The sequence below is a fragment of the Paenibacillus sp. FSL K6-0108 genome, assembly GCF_045040695.1.
Taxonomy (GTDB): Bacteria; Bacillota; Bacilli; order Paenibacillales; family Paenibacillaceae; genus Paenibacillus; species Paenibacillus pabuli_B.
Genome location: NZ_CP150288.1, coordinates 6915907 through 6938300, shown reverse-complemented (window position 1 = coordinate 6938300; position 22394 = coordinate 6915907). Strand labels below are relative to the sequence as shown.

At 50.2% G+C, this 22394-nt stretch carries 15 protein-coding genes; 11 read left to right on the top strand and 4 right to left on the bottom strand.

The window, feature by feature from the left end; genetic code table 11:
- Positions 1–66: 66 nt before the first annotated feature.
- Positions 67–2289, bottom strand: coding sequence for a methyl-accepting chemotaxis protein (locus tag MHB49_RS31550; RefSeq protein WP_405154211.1), 2223 nt, complete (start codon positions 2287–2289; stop codon positions 67–69).
- A 544-nt stretch (positions 2290–2833) separates the two neighbouring features.
- Here MHB49_RS31550 and MHB49_RS31545 point away from each other — a divergent pair.
- The 11 genes from MHB49_RS31545 to MHB49_RS31495 all read left to right on the top strand — a co-directional run bounded on the left by MHB49_RS31545 (position 2834) and on the right by MHB49_RS31495 (position 15351).
- Complete coding sequence (locus MHB49_RS31545; protein WP_405154210.1) at positions 2834–3649, top strand: ABC transporter ATP-binding protein; 816 nt, start codon at positions 2834–2836, stop codon at positions 3647–3649.
- Positions 3618–4442, top strand: a complete 825-nt coding sequence (locus MHB49_RS31540) for an ABC transporter permease (protein WP_405154209.1) — start codon at positions 3618–3620, stop codon at positions 4440–4442. The genes MHB49_RS31545 and MHB49_RS31540 overlap by 32 nt, the downstream gene beginning before the upstream one ends.
- Positions 4439–5389, top strand: a complete 951-nt coding sequence (locus MHB49_RS31535) for an ABC transporter permease (RefSeq protein ID WP_405154208.1) — start codon at positions 4439–4441, stop codon at positions 5387–5389. The genes MHB49_RS31540 and MHB49_RS31535 overlap by 4 nt, the downstream gene beginning before the upstream one ends.
- Positions 5390–5491: 102 nt before the next feature.
- Positions 5492–6556: an ABC transporter substrate-binding protein gene (locus MHB49_RS31530; protein WP_405154207.1), complete on the top strand. Its 1065-nt coding sequence runs from the start codon at positions 5492–5494 to the stop codon at positions 6554–6556.
- A 165-nt stretch (positions 6557–6721) separates the two neighbouring features.
- A complete protein-coding gene (locus tag MHB49_RS31525; RefSeq protein ID WP_405154206.1) occupies positions 6722–8095 on the top strand; it encodes an aspartate aminotransferase family protein in 1374 nt (457 codons plus the stop codon).
- A gap of 72 nt (positions 8096–8167) precedes the next feature.
- The gene (locus MHB49_RS31520; RefSeq protein ID WP_405154205.1) at positions 8168–9433 is read left to right on the top strand and encodes a M20 family metallo-hydrolase; all 1266 of its coding nucleotides are present in this window, start codon (positions 8168–8170) and stop codon (positions 9431–9433) included.
- A 176-nt stretch (positions 9434–9609) separates the two neighbouring features.
- A complete protein-coding gene (locus MHB49_RS31515; protein ID WP_405154204.1) occupies positions 9610–10491 on the top strand; it encodes a nitrilase-related carbon-nitrogen hydrolase in 882 nt (293 codons plus the stop codon).
- Positions 10492–10552: 61 nt separating this feature from the next.
- Complete coding sequence (locus MHB49_RS31510; protein WP_405157280.1) at positions 10553–11920, top strand: NAD(P)-dependent oxidoreductase; 1368 nt, start codon at positions 10553–10555, stop codon at positions 11918–11920.
- Between the two features lie 466 nt (positions 11921–12386).
- Positions 12387–13682, top strand: a complete 1296-nt coding sequence (gene preA, locus MHB49_RS31505; RefSeq protein WP_405154203.1) for an NAD-dependent dihydropyrimidine dehydrogenase subunit PreA — start codon at positions 12387–12389, stop codon at positions 13680–13682.
- The gene (gene hydA / locus MHB49_RS31500) at positions 13679–15118 is read left to right on the top strand and encodes a dihydropyrimidinase (protein ID WP_405154202.1); all 1440 of its coding nucleotides are present in this window, start codon (positions 13679–13681) and stop codon (positions 15116–15118) included. The genes preA and hydA overlap by 4 nt, the downstream gene beginning before the upstream one ends.
- Before the next feature lie 5 nt (positions 15119–15123).
- Positions 15124–15351 (top strand): hypothetical protein, encoded by a 228-nt coding sequence (locus MHB49_RS31495; protein ID WP_405154201.1) that lies wholly within the window; start codon positions 15124–15126, stop codon positions 15349–15351.
- Between the two features lie 4 nt (positions 15352–15355).
- On the opposite strand, the gene MHB49_RS31490 is transcribed toward MHB49_RS31495, so the two are convergent.
- The 3 genes from MHB49_RS31490 to MHB49_RS31480 form a co-directional block, all read right to left on the bottom strand.
- Positions 15356–17044 carry a PucR family transcriptional regulator gene (locus MHB49_RS31490; RefSeq protein WP_405154200.1) on the bottom strand — a complete coding sequence of 563 codons (1689 nt, stop codon included), beginning with the start codon at positions 17042–17044 and terminating at the stop codon, positions 15356–15358.
- 410 nt (positions 17045–17454) lie between these two features.
- Positions 17455–19029 (bottom strand): hypothetical protein, encoded by a 1575-nt coding sequence (locus MHB49_RS31485; protein WP_405154199.1) that lies wholly within the window; start codon positions 19027–19029, stop codon positions 17455–17457.
- A gap of 133 nt (positions 19030–19162) precedes the next feature.
- Positions 19163–22393: an efflux RND transporter permease subunit gene (locus MHB49_RS31480; RefSeq protein ID WP_405154198.1), complete on the bottom strand. Its 3231-nt coding sequence runs from the start codon at positions 22391–22393 to the stop codon at positions 19163–19165.
- Position 22394 lies beyond the last annotated feature (1 nt).

The window sequence follows — 22394 nt, the reverse complement described above, 5'->3', positions numbered from 1 at the left end:
GACAATGTCTAAACGAACAGTTGCATCAAATTTTAGCTATTTCTCCAATCCGCGTCAATGATGACGTTAGACAATCGCGTTTTTATCGGAATGAGTTAGTTGGAATTGTCCCACAAGCTGCTGCAAAAATACCGTGATGGCTTCTACATTGTGCGATGAATGCTGAACGTGCAGCATGTCGTTAATAAGCTCGGCCATCTCGGCTTCCACCTCCGAAGACGTGGAACGATTTTTGTGGCTGATGGCGGCGATATTCTCCATTAATACCACGACCTGATCTACAACCTGTGTTCGTTGGGGTTCTTCAGCCGTTGCACTTTGGAGTAACTGCGAAGCAGCCTGAACAAGCGTGGTGCCTTCAGCCAGCACCTGATCGCCTTCCTTGATGGATTGGGAGGCTGCTCCTGCCGCTACGGAGATATTATCCAGAATCTGATGAATATCTTCCGTGGAGGAACGGGATAATTCGGCCAGCTTGCGAATCTCACCGGCAACGACAGCAAATCCGCGACCGTGTTCGCCGACATGGGCTGCTTCAATGGAAGCATTCAGTGCGAGCAGGTTGGTCTGTGCCGAAATTTCATTAATGACAGCAAGTGCGCGGTAGATGTCCTGCATGGTGGCCATAAAGGATAGAATCGTATGGTTGGTGTCGGACACGGCTCCCGCAATCTGGGTCATTTTGTCTCCGATACGCTCCACTTCCTGGCGGGCAACATCAATCTGCTCTGTGGCAGACACTTCAAGCTGCTGTAGGGTGAGGCGCATTTCGTCGGCGGCTGCTTTGGCCTGATCCAGGTCCTCAAGCTGCTTGCGTATTCCCTGAATCATGGAGCCAAGTTTGAGATTTACACGTTCGGTTGTTCCCTGTGTAGTTTCTGTTGACGCCCGCATCTGGTGCTGGTTGTTCATCACATCCACGGTGGCAAGCTGTACTTTGAGCATAATTCCTTCCAGAGAGTCGATCATATTGTTGATCCATTTCGCCAGTTCACCTGATTCATCCTGGGCAAAAGCTGACGTGTCCAGACGCTGGGTCAGATCCCCTTTGCCTTCGGCGTTAATTCGAATAAAGCGGCTAATGCGGCGCAAGTCCTCGTGGGCCCGCCGAACATGTTTTCGTTGTAACTGACTCGCAGTGAACAATCCATAGAGGATATTAAAGGCAGCGATGGCTGCTGCGCTCCATGCACTTCCAGTCAGCGCATATACAAGTGTCGCTCCTGCAATGCCTGACAACAGGATGTACAAGCTGTGCTGCTTGAATTGGCGCCAGCCCATACTGCGTATCCGATACACTTCCTCCAGATCGCCTTCACACATCATGCCCCACAGATCCGGACAGTGGGGAAGCTGGAACGTGATGCCTTTACCTATAACCGAAATATGACGATAGTCTGAATAACCCGGAAAAGCCACAAACAGATTGGAGCCATTGCTAATGGTATTCGCTACACCAGGATGAAGTTCGTTGGTGGAAGGATCGGTGAACATCAGTTCCAATTCGGTATGTTCTTTAACAGATACAACGCCCCACTCGGTGGTTACGCCGTCTTTCAGATTCTCCCCATGGGTGAATGTATGATCCTCGAAGCGGCTGCGGGACAGGGCAGTCCCGGGCTGCAGCTCGGGCCGCAGTCTTGATTCAGCCATAAAAAGATAATTATCCCCGGAATCGGGGTAGATGTGGCCTGATTCACGCTGGATCAGATCGCCTAATACATCATTAGGTACACGACTGCAGAGGGATCCGATGTAACGACCTTTCTCCATGATCGGTACGATAAACATCAAAGTTACATCATCGTGAAACGTGGAAGAACGTGGTCCAATTTCTAGTGTGAGCGGATCAGAATAAGGTCCAAACAGGCACTTTTGTCCGTTGATATCCGCTTGGGTATACCTCAATCCTGGCCCGATCAAAGCTTTTCCATCTCCGTAGACTTGTCCAATATGTTTCTTATATGTAGAAAATACAACCTGGTTTTGCTCGTTAAGCATAAAAAGCTCAGTACTATCCGTAGCGCGTACATAACTTGCTGTGAACCATACCTCCAATGCGTGTACATTTTCAGTGCCCTGCAACATACCTTGCGGATGAACAGCTCGTATCTGCTGAAGCAATCGATCCAGATGATTCCACTGCTCCTCAGCCCAATCCATCAAGAGCTGCCGCCGGGTCTCGGCGATCCCCTCAAAGATTTCCTCCACGTCTTGCTTAATATTTGCATTCAACCGATACGACCGCCACAGCGGCCACCCTTTTCTCCATCCCAGCCAATCAAACATACGGACCACCCCGATTTCTGATTTTAAAATCTTTTGCGAGACTGTTCGGAAACGCGATTATCCAGCCACTATGGGTGGTGGACGGGAATCAATGACACCGCCTTCATGATCCCGGAACCAGACACCGTATCGGGGCGAGATTTCACGTCCTTCTATATGAGCATTTTTGCAAAATGCTGTTATCAATGTTTATACAAGAAAATCACCAAGAATACGAGGGTATATGTCATATTTTCCGAATATTTATTCAATAAATACAAATGATTATCCGCCTTTATTTGAATACAACAAAAGTTCTATGTAAGTGAAGCAGATGTTAGATAACATACACGGGCATTGTCATGCTTAGGACTGAGAATCGCTATCATTTTACACTGTGTAACATGAACAGGCCCATACTCAAAACAGTCTGTATAATGTAATCCCGGCCCAAAGATATATAGTATTACCTAACAAGCAAAACCTGTTACGTTCATGTATATAAACCTTCCATTCAGCCTTGGTGTGAAAAGACTGCCAACTTCCCGCGAAAAGGAGAATGCCCATGTCCTCTATCATCGTCCCCGACACCTGCCATATTGAGCTGGATCACGTGTCCGTTGTATTTGGCAGTGGAGTACAACAAGTTGCCGCCCTGTCCGACGTTTCATTTCAAATCCATTCCAATGAATTTGTCTCTCTGCTTGGCCCCTCGGGGTGTGGAAAGTCCACACTGCTGCGACTCGTAGCGGATTTGCTCCAGCCAACGACAGGCAGCATCCGTGTTGCCGGGGAAGAACCGGAGCGGGCGCGGTTGCAGCGCCAGTTCGGGATTGTCTTCCAGACGCCAGCTCTGTTTGATTGGCGCACGGTGCGCCACAATGTGGAGCTTCCACTGGAGCTGCTCGGCACAAGCCGGAAGGAGTGTCGCCGCATGAGTGGTGAACTGCTTGAAATGGTCGGGCTGACTCGTTTCGCTGACCATTATCCATGGCAGCTCAGTGGGGGCATGCAGCAGCGTGTTTCCATCGCACGGGCACTTGCGCTTGATCCGCCATTGCTGCTTATGGATGAACCTTTCTCCGCACTGGATGAATTCACGAAGGAGAAGCTGCAATTGGAGCTGCTTGATATTAAGCGATCTACAGGCAAGACATTCCTTTTTGTCACACACAGTATCCCCGAAGCCGTATTTCTGTCTGACCGCATCATCGTCCTCTCCGCACACCCTGGTCAGGTGCACTCCATTCATTCCGTCAATCTGCCTACTGAGCGGGATCGAGAGCTGAGGGAAACCGAAGCCTTTTACCGCATGATGACCACCATCCGCAATTGTTTCTATGAGGAGCGTGATCCAATCCATGTTCCTGCACACCAATAAACTGGGTTTTCGCTCCTGGGTAGTGATCTGGATATTGTCCGTATTGCTGCTGTGGGAAGGAGTCGCCTGGATTCTCCATTTGTTCATGTCACCCCAACAGGCAGCATCCCGGCTTCCTTATCTTCATGAGGTTCTCACAGCCCTGTTTCGTTACTCAGGCACATTGGCTGAACAGGGGGCCGTAACATTTGGGAATGCAGCAATTGGTTTTGCGGGTGGAGCCTTGTTGGGTCTGCTCCTGGCCCTGCTCATGAGTGTGGCGGTTTGGGTGGAGCGCACCCTATCTCCGTATGTCATCTCTTCCCAGATGGTACCCGTAATCGGTCTTGCGCCCATTGTCTATGGCATTATCCATAACGCCGAGTGGGCCCGAATTATAATGGCGGCTTACGTTACGTTCTTCCCGATTATCATCCACACACTCAAAGGATTAAAAAGTGCATCGCCAGAGCATCTGGAGCTTATGCGTTCCTGTGGAGCTTCCCTGCCTGCACGTTATATCAAATGTTTGCTGCCTTCTGCACTGCCGGGTCTGTTTTCCGGTATGAAAATAGCTGCTCCACTTGCAGTCACATCCTCCATTGTGGTGGAGCTGATGGGAGCCCCTGATGGACTTGGCGTGCTGATGGTCAGTTCTCTGTATTACGGCAGTGCCCAAATCGGCATGTTCTGGGCAACCATCATGCTCAGCATTGGCATTGGACTCATCTCGTATCTTGCCATCAGCCTCGCTGAGCGCTGGCTAACCCCATGGCAGCCCGAATTCAGGGCCAAGGGAGGGCGTACTGCATGATGAATGAACGTGTGATGGTAAGCCGCAAGGGTGAGGAGGGTGCGACGGTTGCTGTCTCTGGAACAGCCTCCATGGGGGAATCTATCGTGGATTCGGTTAGGTTGCCAACTGCTTCGGGTTCGGATATTCATGGACAACAGGGACAAGCCGGACAGAGACGGTTGGTCAGCAGCGTTCGCAAAAGATCAATTGGCCTGCGTCTGCTGCCATGGCTTGCCGGAGCCTTATTTCTTACCCTGTGGCAGCTTCGGTTGTTCCATCAGTTATTCTCGCTTGAAAGTTACCAACTGCCTGTGCCAACTGCGATTGCAGCGTCCATTAGAGAAAATGCAGCAATGCTCTTCCGATACGCGATGTACAGCGGAACCGAGATGCTGGGTGGCTTTCTGCTCGGCTCCTTGCTGGGAGCTCTGGCGGCTGCGGGTGCATCCTTTTTCCCAACGAGTGGCAGGGCGGCGGTAGCTGTAATGTCAGCACTGAACGCCGTTCCGATTGTTGCGCTGGCCCCGATTATGAACAACTGGTTTGGGGACGGAGTATGGTCCCGTATTGCTGTCGTGGCTGTAATTACGATGGCTGCCATGGCTGTGAGTTTATTCAAGGGATTGACCTCGATTCAGCCACAATACAGTGATCTGATGGGTGGTCTTGCTGCCAGCAGGATGCAGGTTTTCGTGAAGCTGCGCTGGCCTCATGCGCTGCCCTCCCTCTTCGCAGGTCTGAAAATTAATATGTCGACCAGCATTATTGGCGCCATTGTGGGTGAATTTTTCATCGCCTCCCAGGGGCTGGGCTACTTGCTCTCAGATCAGATCCGACTGGCCAACATGCCGCTTGCCTGGTCCTGTATTGTTATCGCCGCCGCCCTCGGCATCGTGCTGTATGAAGTCGTCGTTCTGGCCGAGAAACGGCTGATCCCGTGGAATCGTGCACGTACAGATTCGTAAAGCTCATTAAGATGCCAACCTTCCAAAGATCGATTGACTTGTGAAGCAGGCTTCACAGTACCTGATTGAAGATCCTTATATAAACAGGGGGTTGTTCTGTATATGTACAAAACGTTAAAACCGGGTTTTCTGGCGTTGGTCCTGTTGATCGTTGTGATGCTGGGAGCATGCTCTGCGAAGTCAGAGCCGTCCGTCACTCCTGCTGCTGCCAGCTCGGAGGGAGAGGGAGGTGCAGATCAACCCTTAACCAAAGTGAAAATTCAGCTCAAATGGGTACCGCAGGCTCAGTTCGCCGGGATATATGCCGCCAAGGAGAAAGGTTTTTTTGCAGATGAAGGTATTGATGCCGAGATTATTCCGGGTGGCCCGGATATCGTGATCGAACAGCAGGTGGTCAACGGCGCAGCCGATGTGGGCATCACCGGGGTAGACAGTTTGCTGGTCAGCCGGGATAACGGTCTTCCTCTCGTCTCCCTCGCCCAGATTTCGCAGAAGAGCAGTTATCGATTGATTGCCAAGAAGTCCGCAGGTATTACCGATCCCGCCCAGATGAAAGGCAAGAAAGTGAGCACATGGTTCGGCAGTCAGCAGTTTCAGGTTCTCGCTTTTATGGAGAAGAACGGCCTTGATCCAAAGAAGGATATTGAACTGGTGAAGCAGGGCTTCACAATGGATCAGTTCTTCAACGATCAGGTGGATGTCGCCACGGCGACGATCTATAACGAATATCACGTGGTGCTGGAAAGTGGAACGAAAGAGTCCGATCTGGATGTGTTCAATATTGAAGATGCCGGGGTAGGTATGCTGGAGGATACGCTGATTGCCAAGAAGGATTGGGTAGACAGTAATAAAGAGCTGGCGGTCAAAGTGACCCGCGCTGTTCTGAAAGGCTGGAATTATGCCATCGACAATCAGAATGAAACGGTGGATATCGTCATGAAGAACGTAACGGACGGCAGCACGACCCGTGAACATCAGGTAACCATGCTCGAAGAGATTGCGAAGCTGATTCGTCCGGAAGGATTTACGGAGAAACAAGTGGGCAGTTTCGTGGATGAATCGTTTACCCGGACTGCGGATATTGCCCTGAAGTATGGCCTGATCAAAAAAGCCGCCAATCTGAACGAAGCACTGGAGAAAAGCATCTATGAAGAAGCGGTGAAATAAGCGTGGACGAACATTTACACAAAAACGAAGAGTGCAGAACCAATCTGAAGAAACGAAGTGTGCGCCTAAAAGCTTTCTGAAAGAAAGCTGCATCGGAAGGGGGTACTGCAATCGAAGTGGTCAATTGTAAAGTCTATAGGTTCAGCTTGGAGAGGAGGATGACGAATGAGCTCAGTGGATCAGCAACCCCAGCCGCTTGGTGGTACAAAGGAAGAGTGGCTGGAGAAGGATCGCAAATATGTGTGGCATCACATCTCGCCTCATAACGATCATCCGATGATTACCGTTAGCGGGGAAGGCAGCTGGATCACGGATCAGGATGGCACACGGTATCTGGATGCGATGTCGGGATTGTGGTGTGTGAACGTCGGGCATGGACGCGAGGAGATTGCTCGAAGTGCCTATGAGCAGATGAAAGCTCTCGCGTACGTGCCCATGACTCAGAGCCATGAGCCGGCGATTCTGCTGGCAGAGAAGCTGAACGACTGGCTGGAGGGGGAATATCGTATCTTTTTCTCCAACTCGGGTTCAGATGCCAATGAGGTGGCGTTCAAAATAGCCCGTCAGTTTCATCACCAGAATGGTGAGCCAACTCGTCATAAATTCATTTCCCGTCACCGTGCCTATCACGGCAACTCCATGGGCGCACTGGGCGCTACGGGGCAAGCCGCCCGCAAAATCAAATACGAGCCGCTGGGTGTAGGCTTTTCTCATGTACCGCCTCCTTATTGCTACCGCTGTCCATTTGGACGAAACAAGGATGGATGCGGACTGGAATGCGCCACCATCTATGAGGAGGTTATTCGCTGGGAAGGGCCGGAGACGGTAGCTGCGGTCATTATGGAACCGGTCATTACAGGGGGCGGCATGATTGTCCCGCCTCCGGAATACATGCGCACCGTGCAGGAGATTTGTCGGCGCTATGGTGTGCTGCTGATTGTGGATGAGGTCATCTGCGGGTTTGGCCGCTCCGGGCAAAAGTTCGGTCATCAGAATTATGGCGTGCAGCCTGATATCGTCACGATGGCAAAGGGCATGACGAGTGCGTACGCTCCGTTATCGGCGACAGCCGTTCGAGCGAATCTGTATGACACGTTCAGAGAACCCGGACCTGATTCACATTTTCGTCATGTGAATACATTCGGGGGCAATCCTGTATCCTGCCGCGTGGCACTGGCGAATCTCGAAATTTTGGAACGAGAGAATCTCGTCAGCCGTTCCGATGAACTTGGATACCTGCTTCGGGATAAGCTGGAGCCGCTGCTGGAGTTATCGGTGGTTGGAGATATTCGCACATTTGGCTTTGCCTGCGGGGTGGAGCTGATTGAAGCCGATGGCTCGCCTGCTCATGCGGATAAGGTCATGAAAGTGCTGGCAAGCTGCAAAAAGGACGGCGTCCTGATTGGCAAGAACGGGGATACCGTGCCGGGATTTGCGAATATTTTGACCATCTCTCCGCCGTTTGTCACCACCGAGGAAGAATTGAACCTGATCGCTGGCAGTTTGCTGGCTGCACTACGTAGTCTGGAAGCAGGGTAGTGATGGAGGCGAAGCGCAAATCTAGTCCCATGTATATCGTGCTTATGAATATGCGTGAGGAGGCGATGGAGGATGCAGACCACCACCGGGAAAATCATCAATCAGCTGCGTCTGGATGATCGAATTGAACAGTTGTCTTGTATTGGCCGAATTGTGGAGACGGGTGTCTGCCGACTCGCGTTGACTCCGGAAGATATGGAGGGCATTATCCAGGTTCGCCTCTGGATGGAAGAGGCCGGGCTTGTGACTCGCCTTGATCCGTTTGGCAATCTGATTGGTCGCCTTGAAGGTACAGATTCGTCCCTGCCGATCCTCATGATCGGTTCACATATCGATTCCCAGCCGTACGGCGGTCGGTATGATGGGGCCATCGGCGTCCTTGGCGCGCTGGAAGCTGTACAGTGCCTGATGGAACAAGGAATTCGCCCTCGGATGCCCATTGAAGTCATTGCTTTTTGTGATGAAGAGGGATCGCGTTTCAATAAAGGATTATTTGGCTCTCGTGGCATAACCGGACAGTTGGAAGAGGGAGAATTGGAGCGAAAGGACAAAAATGGGGTGACCCGACGAGAGGCATTGGAGGCCTTTGGCTGTGCACCAGAACAATTTGCCGAAGCGATCTATCCGGCTGGCTCTATTGGTAGTTATCTGGAACTGCATATTGAGCAAGGACCTGTTCTCGAATCGCTGGCCGCCCCGTTAGGTCTGGTGACTGGCATCTCTGGCCCGCTGTGGCTCACGGTGACAATGAAAGGCATGGCAGGGCATGCCGGTTCCGTACCGATGGGGATGCGTCATGATGCGCTGGTGGGCAGCGCCAAGGTCATTGCGGCTTTTGACGATATGGTCAGAGAAGAACCGGAAGCTCCGACAGTAGGGACCGTGGGGAGCCTCAGTGTCTTCCCGGACTCACGCAACATCATTCCTGAACAAGTCAGCTTTACGGTTGATTTGCGAGATATGGAGATGGAACGCAGAAATCGGCTTGAAGGAAGGTTAATGAGCCTCTTGGATGACGTTAGCTCGGAATATGGGCTGACCTACTCCTTGACCGAAGATACCAACAGTGAACCGCGATATTGTGCAGAACGAATCAAAAATGCCATTCGCTCGTCTGCCGAAGAGATCGGCCTGCCTTTACCAGAGCTGATGAGTGGTCCGTTCCATGATGCACTTGCCCTTTCTTACGTGTGTGACTATGGCATGATCTTTGTTCGCAGCAAGGATGGGGTCAGCCATCATCCAAGTGAGTATTCTTCGCCCGAGGACATTGCTCTCGGTACAGAAGTGTTGTACCGCACGATCAGGCAGATGTGCAGCCCGGAAGTTGGCGAATAACGAGGGGAACATACAGGAGGGGGGACGATGGAAGTTCATTTCTTTTAATTCTTTGGTAACGATCCGAATCCGATGGATACTTCAAATGCAATAGAATCGGTGGGATTTACAGTCATATAAGATGATGGTGATTTTCATATAAACGAACAGTTTCTTAGAGGAGGCGATGTGGCATTATGGGTAAAATCAGCATCGGAATGATCCAGGCTTCACACGAGGTTGAAGGCTCGGCACCAGTTGAAGTACACAAGGAGGCCGCCATCCAGAAACATATTGCCCTGGTGCGTGAAGCGGCTGCCAGGGGAGCGAAGATTATTGGATTGCAGGAAGTGTTCTACGGACCTTATTTCTGCACGGAGCAGAGTCCCAAGTGGTATGCATCTGCCGAGCAGGTACCGGAAGGACCGACGACCAGGCGTTTTCAGGAGCTCGCGAAGGAGCTTGGCGTGGTGATCATTTTGCCTGTATACGAGGTGGACGGGATCGCTTCATATTACAATACGGCTGCGGTTATTGATGCGGACGGCTCCTACCTGGGGAAATATCGCAAACATCATATTCCGCATGTGGAAGCGGGCGAAGGCACGAATGGGTTCTGGGAAAAATATTATTTCAGACCCGGTAACCTGGGTTATCCGGTATTTGATACAGCCTACGCCAGAGTGGGCGTGTACATCTGTTATGATCGTCATTTTCCGGAGGGCGCACGGCTGCTTGGGCTGGCTGGTGCGGAGATTGTATTCAACCCTTCCGCAACGGTAGCCGGAACATCGGAATATTTGTGGAAGCTGGAGCAGCCTGCCCATGCGGTGGCTAATGGCTATTATGTGGCTGCCATCAACCGAGTGGGCGTGGAATCGCCATGGAATATGGGTGAGTTTTATGGTCAGTCGTATCTGGTAGACCCGCGAGGCAGGATGGTGGCAATGGGCAGCAGGGATCAGGATGAGGTTATTATTGGCGAGATGGATACGGAGCTGATTCGGGAAGTACGCAATGTATGGCAATTTTATCGCGATCGACGGCCTGAGACCTACGAACATCTCGTTAATCTGTAGCAGTGGCCTGGGATAAAAAATTTGGGGATAACAGAGATCAACCTTGGAGGTGCAAGACATGATGAACAGCGCAGGGGCAACGTTGTCCGATTACGGATGGGAGAGTCGTTTTACCGAAATGAAGCCTGCAATGACGGGAAAGGAAGCGATGGAGGAATCGAACCGCTGTCTGTACTGTTATGATGCACCTTGTATCAAGGCATGTCCAACCGACATCAATATTCCTTCGTTTATCAAAAAAATCTCGACAGGTCACCTCAAAGGCTCGGCTCGGACCATTATGGAAGCCAACCCGGTTGGTGCAAGTTGTGCACGGGTGTGCCCGACAGAGGAACTGTGTGAAGGCGCTTGTGTACTGAATGAATCATCCAAGCCGATTCGTATCGGTGATTTGCAGCGATATGCAACAGACTGGGCACGGACGAAGAATGAGCCGTTATTCAAGGCAGCGCCTGCCAACGGAAGAAGTGTTGCAGTTGTAGGTGCAGGGCCTGCGGGATTGTCTGCGGCTAGAGAGCTGGGGCGAGCAGGGTACGAGGTGACGATCTATGAAGCCAAAGCGAAAGGCGGAGGGCTGAACACGTATGGTATCGTGTCCTTTCGCCTGCCGGAATCCGTAGCTTTATGGGAAGTCGAACAGGTGCAAGCACTGGGTGTGCAGATTCGGTATGGTGTGCGTATCGGGGTGGATGTGTCCGCTGAAGAGTTATTGGAGCAGCACGAAGCCGTTATTCTGGCTTGCGGAATGGGCGCTGTTCCGATGCTTGGCATTGAAGGAGAGACGCTGGAGGGTGTCTATGATGCCATTGAGCTGGTGGAATCCACGAAGCAGGGTGTACCCCCGGCTCTGAACGGTCTGAAGGTTGCCATTATTGGTGCAGGCAATACAGCGGTGGATGCAGCGACCTGTTCGGTACGCCTAGGGGCCGAGCGTGTACAGATGCTTTATCGACGAGGGGAGAGCCAGATGACAGCGTATGCCTTTGAATATACATTTGCGAAGCAGGAGGGTGTGGAGTTCCGTTGGTTCACTATGCCGAAGCGCCTTATTGGAGACGAGAATGGGCGAGTCCAGGCGATAGAATGTGTGAAAATGAAGCTGGTTACTCCACCTGGAGGTGGTCGGGCATTGCCTGTGCCGATAGAGGGATCGGAGTTCATGCTTGAATGTGACACTGTTGTTCGAGCCATTGGACAGAACCGTCTGCTGCCATTAATTGAGGCATTTGGCCTGCGTCATCACTGGGGTGTTGTTGAAGTGGAACCACAGACGTACCGTACGTCCCATCCACAGATCTATGCGGCAGGGGATGTGATCTTCGGACAGGGACAGGGCGAAGCGATGGTGGTTTCCGCAGCACAGCAGGGCAAGCTGGCGGCTGCATCGGTGATGAAGGCATTGCCCGGACAGGTGGAAGAGACGGCGTGAGCAGCGAGGGAGACAAGGGAAAGTGGAGATTGCACGGAAAGTGTGCAATGAAAGGGTGCAAGGAGAGAGTACGGGTGGGAGAGCGCAAGGGGACAGCGAGAGTGACAGAGGAATAAAGCTGAGCAAGAGGTGTGGGTGTGCATCAAATTCTCGTGTCCCTGACGCGCTAACGAACTCCACACATCTTATAGTGGCGATTATGAAGGATTGAAGAAACTAACGAATCTCACACGTCCTATTTTGATGAAAGACCGTTGAAATAAAGCCGAAATGAGTTATTACAGCAATATAAGACTTCTACGATTCCTTAGATTTTGAATTCACCACATATGAGTCAAATAAGAGGTCTGCGGTTCGTTAGAATTTAGGTGCTATCCTGAAAAACCATTACTACGCAGAGAGCCTGAGCACGACCAAATATTCCAGTGTAACTAGTGAGTTCAAACCACACCAAGGAGGGATCGTTATGGCTGATTTATCCATTAATCTGGCAGGTATTCGATCGCCGAATCCATTCTGGCTGGCCTCTGCGCCGCCGACCAATACCGGATATCAGGTTCAGCGCGCCTTTGAAGCTGGCTGGGGTGGTGCCGTCTGGAAGACGTTGGGCGAGCCTATCATTAATACCTCTTCGCGTTTTGCAGCCGTTCATTTTGGTGGGCAACGCGTCGCGGGTTTTAACAATATTGAGTTAATATCCGACCGTCCGCTCGAGGTGAATCTGCGTGAAATCGCCGAGACCAAGAGGCGTTTCCCGGATCGGGCAGTGGTTGCTTCACTCATGGTGGAACCGAAACGCGAGAAGTGGCATGAGATTGTGAAAAAAGTCGAAGCTGTCGGCGTAGACGGGCTGGAGCTGAACTTTGGCTGTCCACACGGCATGGCCGAACGTGGCATGGGAGCAGCGTCAGGTCAGCAGCCGGATCTGGTCGAATTACAGACGATGTGGGTGAAGGAAGTGGCGACCACACCTGTCATTGTGAAGCTAACGCCCAATATCACTGATATTACGGCGACCGCCCGGGCGGCGGTGCGCGGCGGTGCGGATGCGATTTCCCTGATTAATACGATTAACTCCCTGGCGGGTGTGGATCTCGATTCCTGGAATACTGTGCCGCATGTAGGTGGCAAAGGGGCGCATGGCGGCTACTGCGGTCCGGCTGTGAAGCCGATTGCGCTCAACATGGTTGCCGAGTGTGCCCGCAATCCGGCAGTGGGGGTGCCCATCTCCGGTATCGGAGGCATATCCGATTGGCGGGACACCGCGGAGTTTTTACTTATGGGTGCGACGGGGGTTCAGGTATGTACCGCAGCCATGCATCATGGCTTCCGTATCGTGGAGGACATGATCGATGGCTTGAACGATTATTTGGATGAGAAAGGTCTGCGAAGTGTATCCGAGTTGATTGGTCAGACAGTTCCGCGTTATTCGGATTGGGGCAATCTCGATTTGAATTACAAAGTGGTAGCCCGCATCAACCGCGATGTCTGCATCAATTGCAACAAATGCCATATCGCCTGCGAGGACACCTCGCATCAATGTATTGATATGCTGTCTGATCCCTCTGGCTCCTATCTGGAGGTCGTTGAGGAAGATTGTGTCGGATGTAATCTGTGCTCGATTGTCTGTCCGGTGGACGGCGCAATTGAGATGATAGAGATCGCACATGAACAGGAACCGTTAACCTGGAATGACCGTCAGTCTGCGATTGCCCTGCTGCAATCGGCCAGAGATCAATCCACCAAGGAGGCGATATCATGAGTACCCGCAAATTGATTCGTAATGGAATGTTGGTCACAGCGTCGGATACGTTTGAAGCGGATATCTACATTGAAAATGGAAAGATCATGCAGATTGGCATGGGACTTGTGCCGGATGAACGGATGGAGGTTGTGGATGCTTCCGGCTGTTATGTCATCCCTGGCGGGATTGATCCGCATACTCATCTGGATATGCCGTTCGGCGGAACGGTGACGGCGGATGATTTTGCAACGGGAACCGCAGCTGCTGCCTTCGGCGGCACAACGACGGTCATTGATTTCTGTTTGACGCAAAAAGGCCGACCTTTGCTGGAGTCCCTTCAGGAGTGGCATGCCAAAGCCGAGGGCAAAGCCGCCATTGATTACGGGTTTCACTTGATGATTGGCGAGATGAATGATCAGGTGCTGGAAGAACTGCCGCAGATCATTGAAGAAGAAGGGGTGTCTTCTTTCAAGGTGTTCATGGCATATAAAAATCAGTTCCAGGCCGATGATGGCATTCTTTTTCAGACGCTGCAAAAGGCCAAAGAGTACGGCGCACTCGTCATGGTACACGCCGAGAACGGTGATGTTATTGATCTGCTGGTCCGGCAGGCGCTGGCGGATGGGAGAACCGAGCCGATTCACCATGCTCTTACCCGACCATCCATGCTGGAGGGTGAGGCTACAGGGCGTGCGGCACGATTGGCAGCACTTGCCGATTCACAGCTCTATGTGGTGCACGTGACCTGTGCCGAAGCCGTGGAGCAGATTGCGCATATGCGAGACATGGGCTACCGAATCTGGGGCGAGACCTGCCCGCAGTACTTAACTCTGGATCAATCGAAGATGGATCAACCGGATTTTGAAGGAGCAAAGTATGTCTGGTCCCCACCGCTGCGTGAAGCTTCTCATCAGGAAGTGCTGTGGAATGCACTCAAGAGCGGTCAATTGCAGACGATTGGCTCGGATCATTGTTCGTTTAACTTCAAGGGACAGAAGGATTTGGGGAGGGATGATTTTAGTAAAATTCCAAATGGCGGACCTGTCATTGAGGATCGGCTCAGCATTTTGTATTCCGAAGGGGTAGTGAAGGGCCGGATTTCGCTGAATCAATGGGTCGATCTGTGCTCTACAAGAGCAAGCAAGCTATTTGGGCTATTTCCGCAGAAAGGAACCCTTGCTGTGGGGACAGATGCGGATATCGTTATTTTTGATCCATCGATCTCAAGGGTGATTTCGGCAGCTACCCACCATATGAATGTGGACTATAGCGCCTTTGAAGGCATGCAGATCCAGGGGTGTCCGGTGACAGTGCTATGCCGCGGGGAATATGTGATTCGGGACCGACAGTTTGTCGGAGCGGCAGGTGCGGGTCGCTATGTGAAGCGTGATAAATATGATGCCGGTGCACCATTACCTGTAAGACAGCCTGTGACGGCAGTGAATGGAGGGTGAAGCTGATGTCTGACCATGATATATTTGAAGCCGAAAAGATAGCGATTGAACGAATGGTGGCGCAGGGGTATCGGATCTATGCCGTTCGGGAACATCTGGAGGGTGCTCATGTCGTGTGGGGGCACCCCGACCTTCCCGGAGAGAAACAGGAGCAATATGTGGGTACGGCGTGTGGGCGGAAGTGGTTCAGTCAGATCCTCATCAGGCAGCTTCAGGAGCAAAAAGGAGCGTAGAAGGTCACGCGAGTGGCCCATGAACGTATTCATATGCATAGATGGCAAGTTCGATGGCGACGCGTTTCTCGGGAAGGGTATAGTCGTCACCCAGGAGTGTCTCAATTTTGTGTAATCTGTGATATAACGTCTGTCGGACGATAAACAAAGCCGTGGCCGTATCCTGCTTGGAGCAGCATAGAATAAAATATTGTTTAAGCGTACGCAGCAACTGGCCGCCTTTTTCCGCATCATAACGAATGACCGGACCGAGATATTCCTCAATGAAATCATCCAGACTCCCGCTCTGCTTCATGCTGGCAATAATGCGGTAACAGTGGAGATCGCTGTAAAAGGGCTGCTGCATCACACCGATATCCTTCTGAATGCGCAAGGTATCCTTGGCTGCCTCAAGACTGTCTTTCAGACGTGATAGATCAGCACAGCTATGACCTATGCCGAACAGACCCGAGAAGAGGCGATGGGTCTGTTCCTGTTCATGCTGCTGCAGCTGTTCGATGCAGCGCCAAAGACTGCTTTTTCGCTGAGATCCAGGCAAAGGGTCAAGTACAATCAGAATGATCTGCTGGTTTAAAACCGTGCTGTACAGGGCAAAGCCTTCCCGCGAGAACACGGAACGGGCAACGATATTGCGTTGAATCAGCAGTTTCTGCAGCTTGAGACTGTCTGTGTAGCTGGGGTTGCTATCGAACAAAATGACGGTACCTTTTCCTGAAGCAAGCTGGGCGTTGGCAGCAGATACATATTCATGGATTTCTTTCGCAGAATGATGTCCGTTAAGCCAGTCAATGACCCACATATCTTCCTTATAGCGTCGTTTTTCCTCCATGTATTTGGTGCGCATCCAGTCCTGAGCAATGGCGGCTGCACAACGTTCCAGTGCCTGGATGATGAACTCTTCAGAGGGTCTGTTATGCAGCTCTTGATCGTGATCCGGCATCTTCTCGAGCAACAGCACCAGATCGGCAAATGCATAATCAAGCGCCTGAACAGGCAGGGTGAGTGCATCCATTGAATACACCGAATGATTCCTCTGAACGAAATGATCTACCGAATGATCTCCATCTTCCGAATGAACACGATGTGTCAACCACTCCTGTCGACGAATCTCCAATTGGGCTGGAGGGCAGTAGGGAACGGCACTTGCTTCCCCATCCAGTGGATATAACGCTACAGGATAACCCGTTGTGCGAGACAATAGTCGGAGCAGTGGTTGTACACCGTCTCCATTCAAAAGAAGTTGGTTGAACGAGGTGGTGAGGCTGTCGAGCTCGGCAAGCATACGCTGATGGCTGCGAATCAGGGCGAAATGCAGGTCCTGTGTAATATCGATATAACGTACTTGTTCGTGGAACCAGATCAGTGGAAAATCTTCTTTGGCTGCAAGTTCTTTCATGGGTTCAAGCTGGGACTTGGTGTGAACTCCAAGTTCGATACAGAGTCCTGCAGCTCCGCGAGCAATTAACTGGCGCATGAAAGACAGTCCCTGCTTTTCATCATCCTGCCAGCCAATGCCGGTCGTCAGCACCAGTTCCCCGCCATTTAGCAAATTGCCTACTTCGGTAACCTCCATGATGTGCACCCAGCGCACATATCGCTCCAAGGCCCGTTCACTGGCGAGCACCTCAGCCTTGCGGAACACTGGACGTTTCAGCATGTCTCTGATCTGAATATGCAGCGTCGTTTCCCCCACACAATCACCGACCTTCCCACAAATTCATGCAGTTTTACATACCCGTTTTGTAAGTCGGGCTTCTGAAGAGCGTTTGTTCTAATGAGATGTATTGAAGGCATCATCTGACTGGAAAACGTGAACTTACATAATTAAGCCATATTATAAGTCTGTTTACAGCAGATGGGCTGAAATCTCACGTCCATTTGTTTTATTTTACAAAATAAGCTTTTCTTTTTATGGATTTACCCAAACAAGATTACTTCTGTGTATATTAAGGTGACATTATAAGTGGATAGGGGGATGGATAGAGAAAAAGATACAACCTTGGGTTATCGTTAATTCAAAAAAAGGTACTTCCGGTCGACGCTTGATGCGAAGCCAGAAGTACCTATTCACCCTACAACTTATTCTGTTGTAATAGTAGAACTTTAATCTTTATCTTTGAATTCAAATCCGTGTATACCTGCATACGTGAACTTGAAGCCGAGTTTTCTTAGATCAGCGGTGGTCATATATAGTTTTCCAAACGTTATGGGAAGCTCTTTTTTTAACAATGTCACGGAATAACTATTTTTGGTTAGCGTTATATGCGTAGCATTCGTTGTTACCGTTACCCCTACTTGATCAGCAAAAGCTTGAACCGGAAAATAGGTCTTGCCTTTCATCGTAAATGATCCCTGGCCTTTAAAGGTCAAGTATTCGCCGTTGTAGATAAATGGTACAGGATCATTAAGTGAATTTAATCCATCATAGCTGAAATTATCCCAGTAGTTGTCTCGATGATCATACGAATAATAAAAGAGGAACGTTTGATCGTCAGCAGGCATGGCATTGTCACTTGTTATGGAATAGAACATGGGCGGAAATGTATTCGGCATGCCGGTGCTGTAATTAATCATCATCAAATCATCAGAGAACCATACCACGTCCCGACTCCCGAGTCCGTAATGAGGTTTGATCTCCCGCACCAACTTGGGCTCGTCGGAAAGGTCATACAGATACATTCGTAGTTGTTGCAACTTCCCTTTATCCTCGATTTCCTGAGAGAGTAGCATATATTTTTGATTTGGCGACATAAAAGTCATGATATATCCTTTGCCTTTGAACAGGTTGATTTTCTTTTTGCCCTTGGTATAACTAAGTGTTGATGTGTTATTGGAGAAAGGGGTGTATGTATGCGGCATATAGAGCTCCAGCTTCTCATTCTTGAAAGGAATAATCTTGAGTGTATAGTCCTTTTTGGATTCGTCCGTTGAACCCTTAATTGTTAGCTTCTTCCGTTGACCATCAACCAAGGTGAACCTTGACGGATCTTTCTCATCATTACTTGCAATAATGTGTGTACCATAGCTGGGAAGTTGGGTAAACCACGGCATGAATCTTTCGCCAACACCGCTAAATCGATTAGGATAACGCGTGGTGGTGGGAATAGGCTTACCATCTGCGATCCGATACAGGTAGGACATCGGTTTCCGGATCGAATTGCTCTCTAGCATGTAAGCCCCTGCTGAAGGGTAAACGAATATTTGAGCATCTGAAGGGAAATCCGCGACTTTTCTCAATGTTTTAGTTTTGAGGTTAAACTCATAGAGAGCTCCGCCATTGCCATCTTCAGGATCCAGAATTCCATATGCTTTTAATCCCATAGGCGTCATAGTAAGCTGACCCTCACCCTGATTCCTCCAATCCGTTTTATTGGATGAATTCTTCTTCAGATGCTTGGGTAAAGGCTGATCAAAAGCATAGCTTTTTTTGATTCGTTCTCCAGTATCAAAGCTGGTCGTACTAATCTTCACCGTCACGGCTAATCTGCTGTCCTGAACGACCCCGTCAAATGTGGCACGATAACGTAATCTTTCATTGGATGAAATGTCAGGCAAATCCTTTACTTCACTAGACAGTGCATCCGCTGTACCTTGAATACTGCCTGTGATCACAGAGAGAAGAATAACCCATGCGACAAGGCGGGAGATATAGTTTCCTAATTTGTACCTCTGTACCATAAAAATAATGACCTCCTGTTAGAGACTGAACGTGTGAGCAAAAAAATGCTCCTTGGTATTATATCGGAATTTTTGATCATTCCAACATAAGCCAAGGAGCAAGGGATTTATAGTTTACAGATAGATCTGTTCCTTAATCTTCAATTCTTTTCTTTTTGAACTTCATCAGGAACTCATACACGATTGGCACGATAACCAGCGTCAGCAGCGTGGAGCTGATCAGACCGCCAATTACAGTAATTCCGAGACCTTTCGAGATGATCCCTGCGCTTTCTTCGAGTCCTGTCACCAGCGGCAGCAAGGCACCGATGGTAGCCAGTGCGGTCATCAGAATTGGACGCAGACGCGTTGCTCCGGCTTCCAGCAAGGCTTCACGAGTAGGCATTCCCTCTTTTTCCTTGTGAATAACCCGGTCGATCAGGACGATGGCATTGGTGACCACGATCCCGATCAGCATCAGTCCACCCATCATGGCAGATACGTCAAGCGTACCACCAGCCACGAACAGGCCGACCATAATACCAATGACGGTAAACGGCAGGGAGAACAGGATGGCAAACGGCGCCAGTCCGCCTCCGAACGTCACGACAAGCACAAAGTATACAATCGCAATGGCTGCCAGCATGGCCAGACCAAGTTGGGTAAACGTGTCATTAATCTGTTCGGTTGTACCGCCAAACTTCACTTCAACACCATCTGGCAGATCCAGTTTGTCGATGTTCGCCTGCAAGTTTGATGAAGCTTTTTGCACATCGGAAGCCAGAATGTTGGCTGATACCTGCACAACGACTTTGCCATCAATACGCATGATGGAGTTCGGTGAAGTGCCTTCTTCCACTTTTGCGACATCTTTGATTGGTACTTCAATGCCGAGTGGTGAGGTCACTTTTTCGTTTTCAATATCAGCAATGCTGGTAAATGTCTTTTTGTCAGTTTCTACATAGACTTTATACGTTTTGTTGTCGATATCCACTTCCGTGAGCACCGGACGTTCACGTGCAGGGCTGAGCGTCATGGCCAATTGGCCAGCAGTCAGACCCAGCGAGCTCAGTTTTTCCTGATCGGCGACGAGCGTGTACTGCCCGTAGGTATCGGAGAGTGTAGTGTCCGCTTTTTCAAAAGATTCAGTGTCTGCTTCAACCAGTTTCAGAATTTCATCTGATACAGGTTTGATCTGATCTACATTGTCACCATAGATGGACAGGCTCAAGCTGCTGCCTCCCAGACCCCCGGACATGTCAAGCTCATTCCAGGTTCCTACAGTAACTTCTTTCTTCAGACCTTCCACAAGCTGTTCTTTCACTTTGGTGAAGTCTTTCGTATCTTCGTTATATTCGATATAGAAGAGAGCAGAGTTGGAGCTGCCTCCGCCCATGCTGCTCAGCGGATTGCTGCCGCCGATGGAATACTGCATTTTCTCCAGACCAGGCTGCGTCAGTAACCACTTCTCGGCTACAAGTGCCTCTTTTTCAACATCCTCACGCAAAGCTCCAGTCTCCGGGCTGTACGTAATAGTCACATATTTATCCTGTTGTTCCGGCAAGAAACTTGCACCGATGAACGGATACAGGAACAAACTGCCGACGAGCAGCAATACAGCAGCGCCAACGGTGATAAGTTTGTGTGACAATGTCCAGTTCAAGAGTCGTTTGTAACTTTCCGCCATCTTGCCTGGTTTTTCATCATGATTCTTCTTGTTCTTCAGACCTTTGCGGAACAGTGTGTGTGCCAGCATGGGTACAATCGTAATGGCCACAATCAGGGACGCCAGCAAAGCAAAGACCATAGTCAAGGCAAATGGCATGAACAGCTCACCGACCATACCACTTACGAGTGCCAGCGGCAGGAATACCGCAATGGTTACGATGGTAGAAGAGAGGATCGGAATGAACATTTCCCGGGTAGCTTCCCGAATCAAATCACGGCCTTTGAGTTTTTCTCCCTTGAGTGACAGTCTGCGATAGATATTCTCGATAACAACGATGGAGTCATCGACAACCCGTCCGATCGCAACCGTCATGGCACCCAAGGTCATCATGTTCAGCGTAATGTCCATCATATTCAGTGCAGTCAATGCAATGAGCAAGGAGAGCGGGATGGAGACAATGGAAATAATGGTCGAACGAATATCACGCAGGAACAACAGAATGATCAGAATGGCGAACAAAGCACCGAACAGCGCTTTGAACAACATCGTGTTTACCGAGTCCTGGATAGGTTTACCTTGGTCGAGCAAAACAGTCAACTCAGCATTTTTGAACTGCGTCTGCAGCTCTTCCGCTTTGTCTTTAACTGCCTTAACGACATCTACCGTGTTGGCATCATTAGATTTGACGATGGAGATCCCGATGGATTCCTTGCCGTCTGTCCGGGAAATGGATTCCGCCTGACCAATGACTTCAATTTTGGCAATCTCGCTTAATTTAACCGTTGGAATTCCAGGTGCGTTAGCGGCACCTGAAGTGCTGCCGACATTGGCATTTCCGCCAGCGGCTTGTCCTGCAGCCTGGTCAGTACCTTGTGCAGAGCCTGGTGCTGCACCTTGAGCTGCTCCGCCAGCTTGCGCGCCGGCCCCTTGTGGCGCTGTAGCCGAGCCGCTGCCTGCTCCTGCACCGCTTGGTACAACCGGAATGGCGAGATTTTTCAGATCATCCAGATCGATGATATTGCCGTCAACAACAACCGCTTTCTGTGCCTTGTCCAGTTCGAACAGTCCGAGTGGTACACGGACAGAAGATCCTTGAACGATGCCGTTAACCGTATCTTCAGTCAAACCGAGTTCAGTCATTTTTTTCTGATCAAACTTCAGTTGAACTTCCTTAACAAATTGGCCCGAAACTTGGACTTGAGCTACACCGTCAATATCTTCGAGTGCAGGCTGGATATCCGTTTCAACCAGTCGAGTCAATTGTTCCAGATCGCCGCCGTCCTTGTCAGACAAGCTGAGCGAGACAACCGGGAAGGAGTTGATGCTGAATTTGGAGATGGTTGGTTTTTGCACACCATCCGGCAGCTGTACCTCATTCAATGCTTCACGTACCGCTGCTGTAGCGTTGTCCAGATCAGTACCATAATCAAATTCGAGAGTGATGGAAGAGGCATTCTCCATGGAGGTGGAGGTCAGTGTCTTAATTCCCTCTACATTTCTTAAGGTCTGTTCGAGTGGCTTGGTGACATCCTCCACAATACCTTCAGGAGCTGCTCCTGGATCAATGGCCGTAATACTCAAGAATGGCACATTGATGTTTGGAATGGTTTCTTGCTTCATCGTCAGTCCGCTGTACAAACCGGCGAAGGAAACGATAATGGTCAGAATCCAAATCGCAAACTTGTTGTTCAGTGAAAAATTAATGATTCCTTTCATA

Bases quoted from the DNA above. Each gene is read 5' to 3' on its own strand.
- MHB49_RS31495 (WP_405154201.1), top strand. From the start codon at position 15,124: ATGTCTGACCATGATATATTTGAAGCCGAAAAGATAGCGATTGAACGA.
- MHB49_RS31510 (WP_405157280.1), top strand. From the start codon at position 10,553: ATGAACAGCGCAGGGGCAACGTTGTCCGATTACGGATGGGAGAGTCGT.
- MHB49_RS31525 (WP_405154206.1), top strand. From the start codon at position 6,722: ATGAGCTCAGTGGATCAGCAACCCCAGCCGCTTGGTGGTACAAAGGAA.
- MHB49_RS31520 (WP_405154205.1), top strand. From the start codon at position 8,168: ATGCAGACCACCACCGGGAAAATCATCAATCAGCTGCGTCTGGATGAT.
- MHB49_RS31480 (WP_405154198.1), bottom strand. From the start codon at position 22,393: ATGAAAGGAATCATTAATTTTTCACTGAACAACAAGTTTGCGATTTGG.
- MHB49_RS31545 (WP_405154210.1), top strand. From the start codon at position 2,834: ATGTCCTCTATCATCGTCCCCGACACCTGCCATATTGAGCTGGATCAC.
- MHB49_RS31530 (WP_405154207.1), top strand. From the start codon at position 5,492: ATGTACAAAACGTTAAAACCGGGTTTTCTGGCGTTGGTCCTGTTGATC.
- MHB49_RS31535 (WP_405154208.1), top strand. From the start codon at position 4,439: ATGATGAATGAACGTGTGATGGTAAGCCGCAAGGGTGAGGAGGGTGCG.
- MHB49_RS31485 (WP_405154199.1), bottom strand. From the start codon at position 19,029: ATGGTACAGAGGTACAAATTAGGAAACTATATCTCCCGCCTTGTCGCA.
- MHB49_RS31550 (WP_405154211.1), bottom strand. From the start codon at position 2,289: ATGTTTGATTGGCTGGGATGGAGAAAAGGGTGGCCGCTGTGGCGGTCG.
- hydA (WP_405154202.1), top strand. From the start codon at position 13,679: ATGAGTACCCGCAAATTGATTCGTAATGGAATGTTGGTCACAGCGTCG.
- preA (WP_405154203.1), top strand. From the start codon at position 12,387: ATGGCTGATTTATCCATTAATCTGGCAGGTATTCGATCGCCGAATCCA.
- MHB49_RS31515 (WP_405154204.1), top strand. From the start codon at position 9,610: ATGGGTAAAATCAGCATCGGAATGATCCAGGCTTCACACGAGGTTGAA.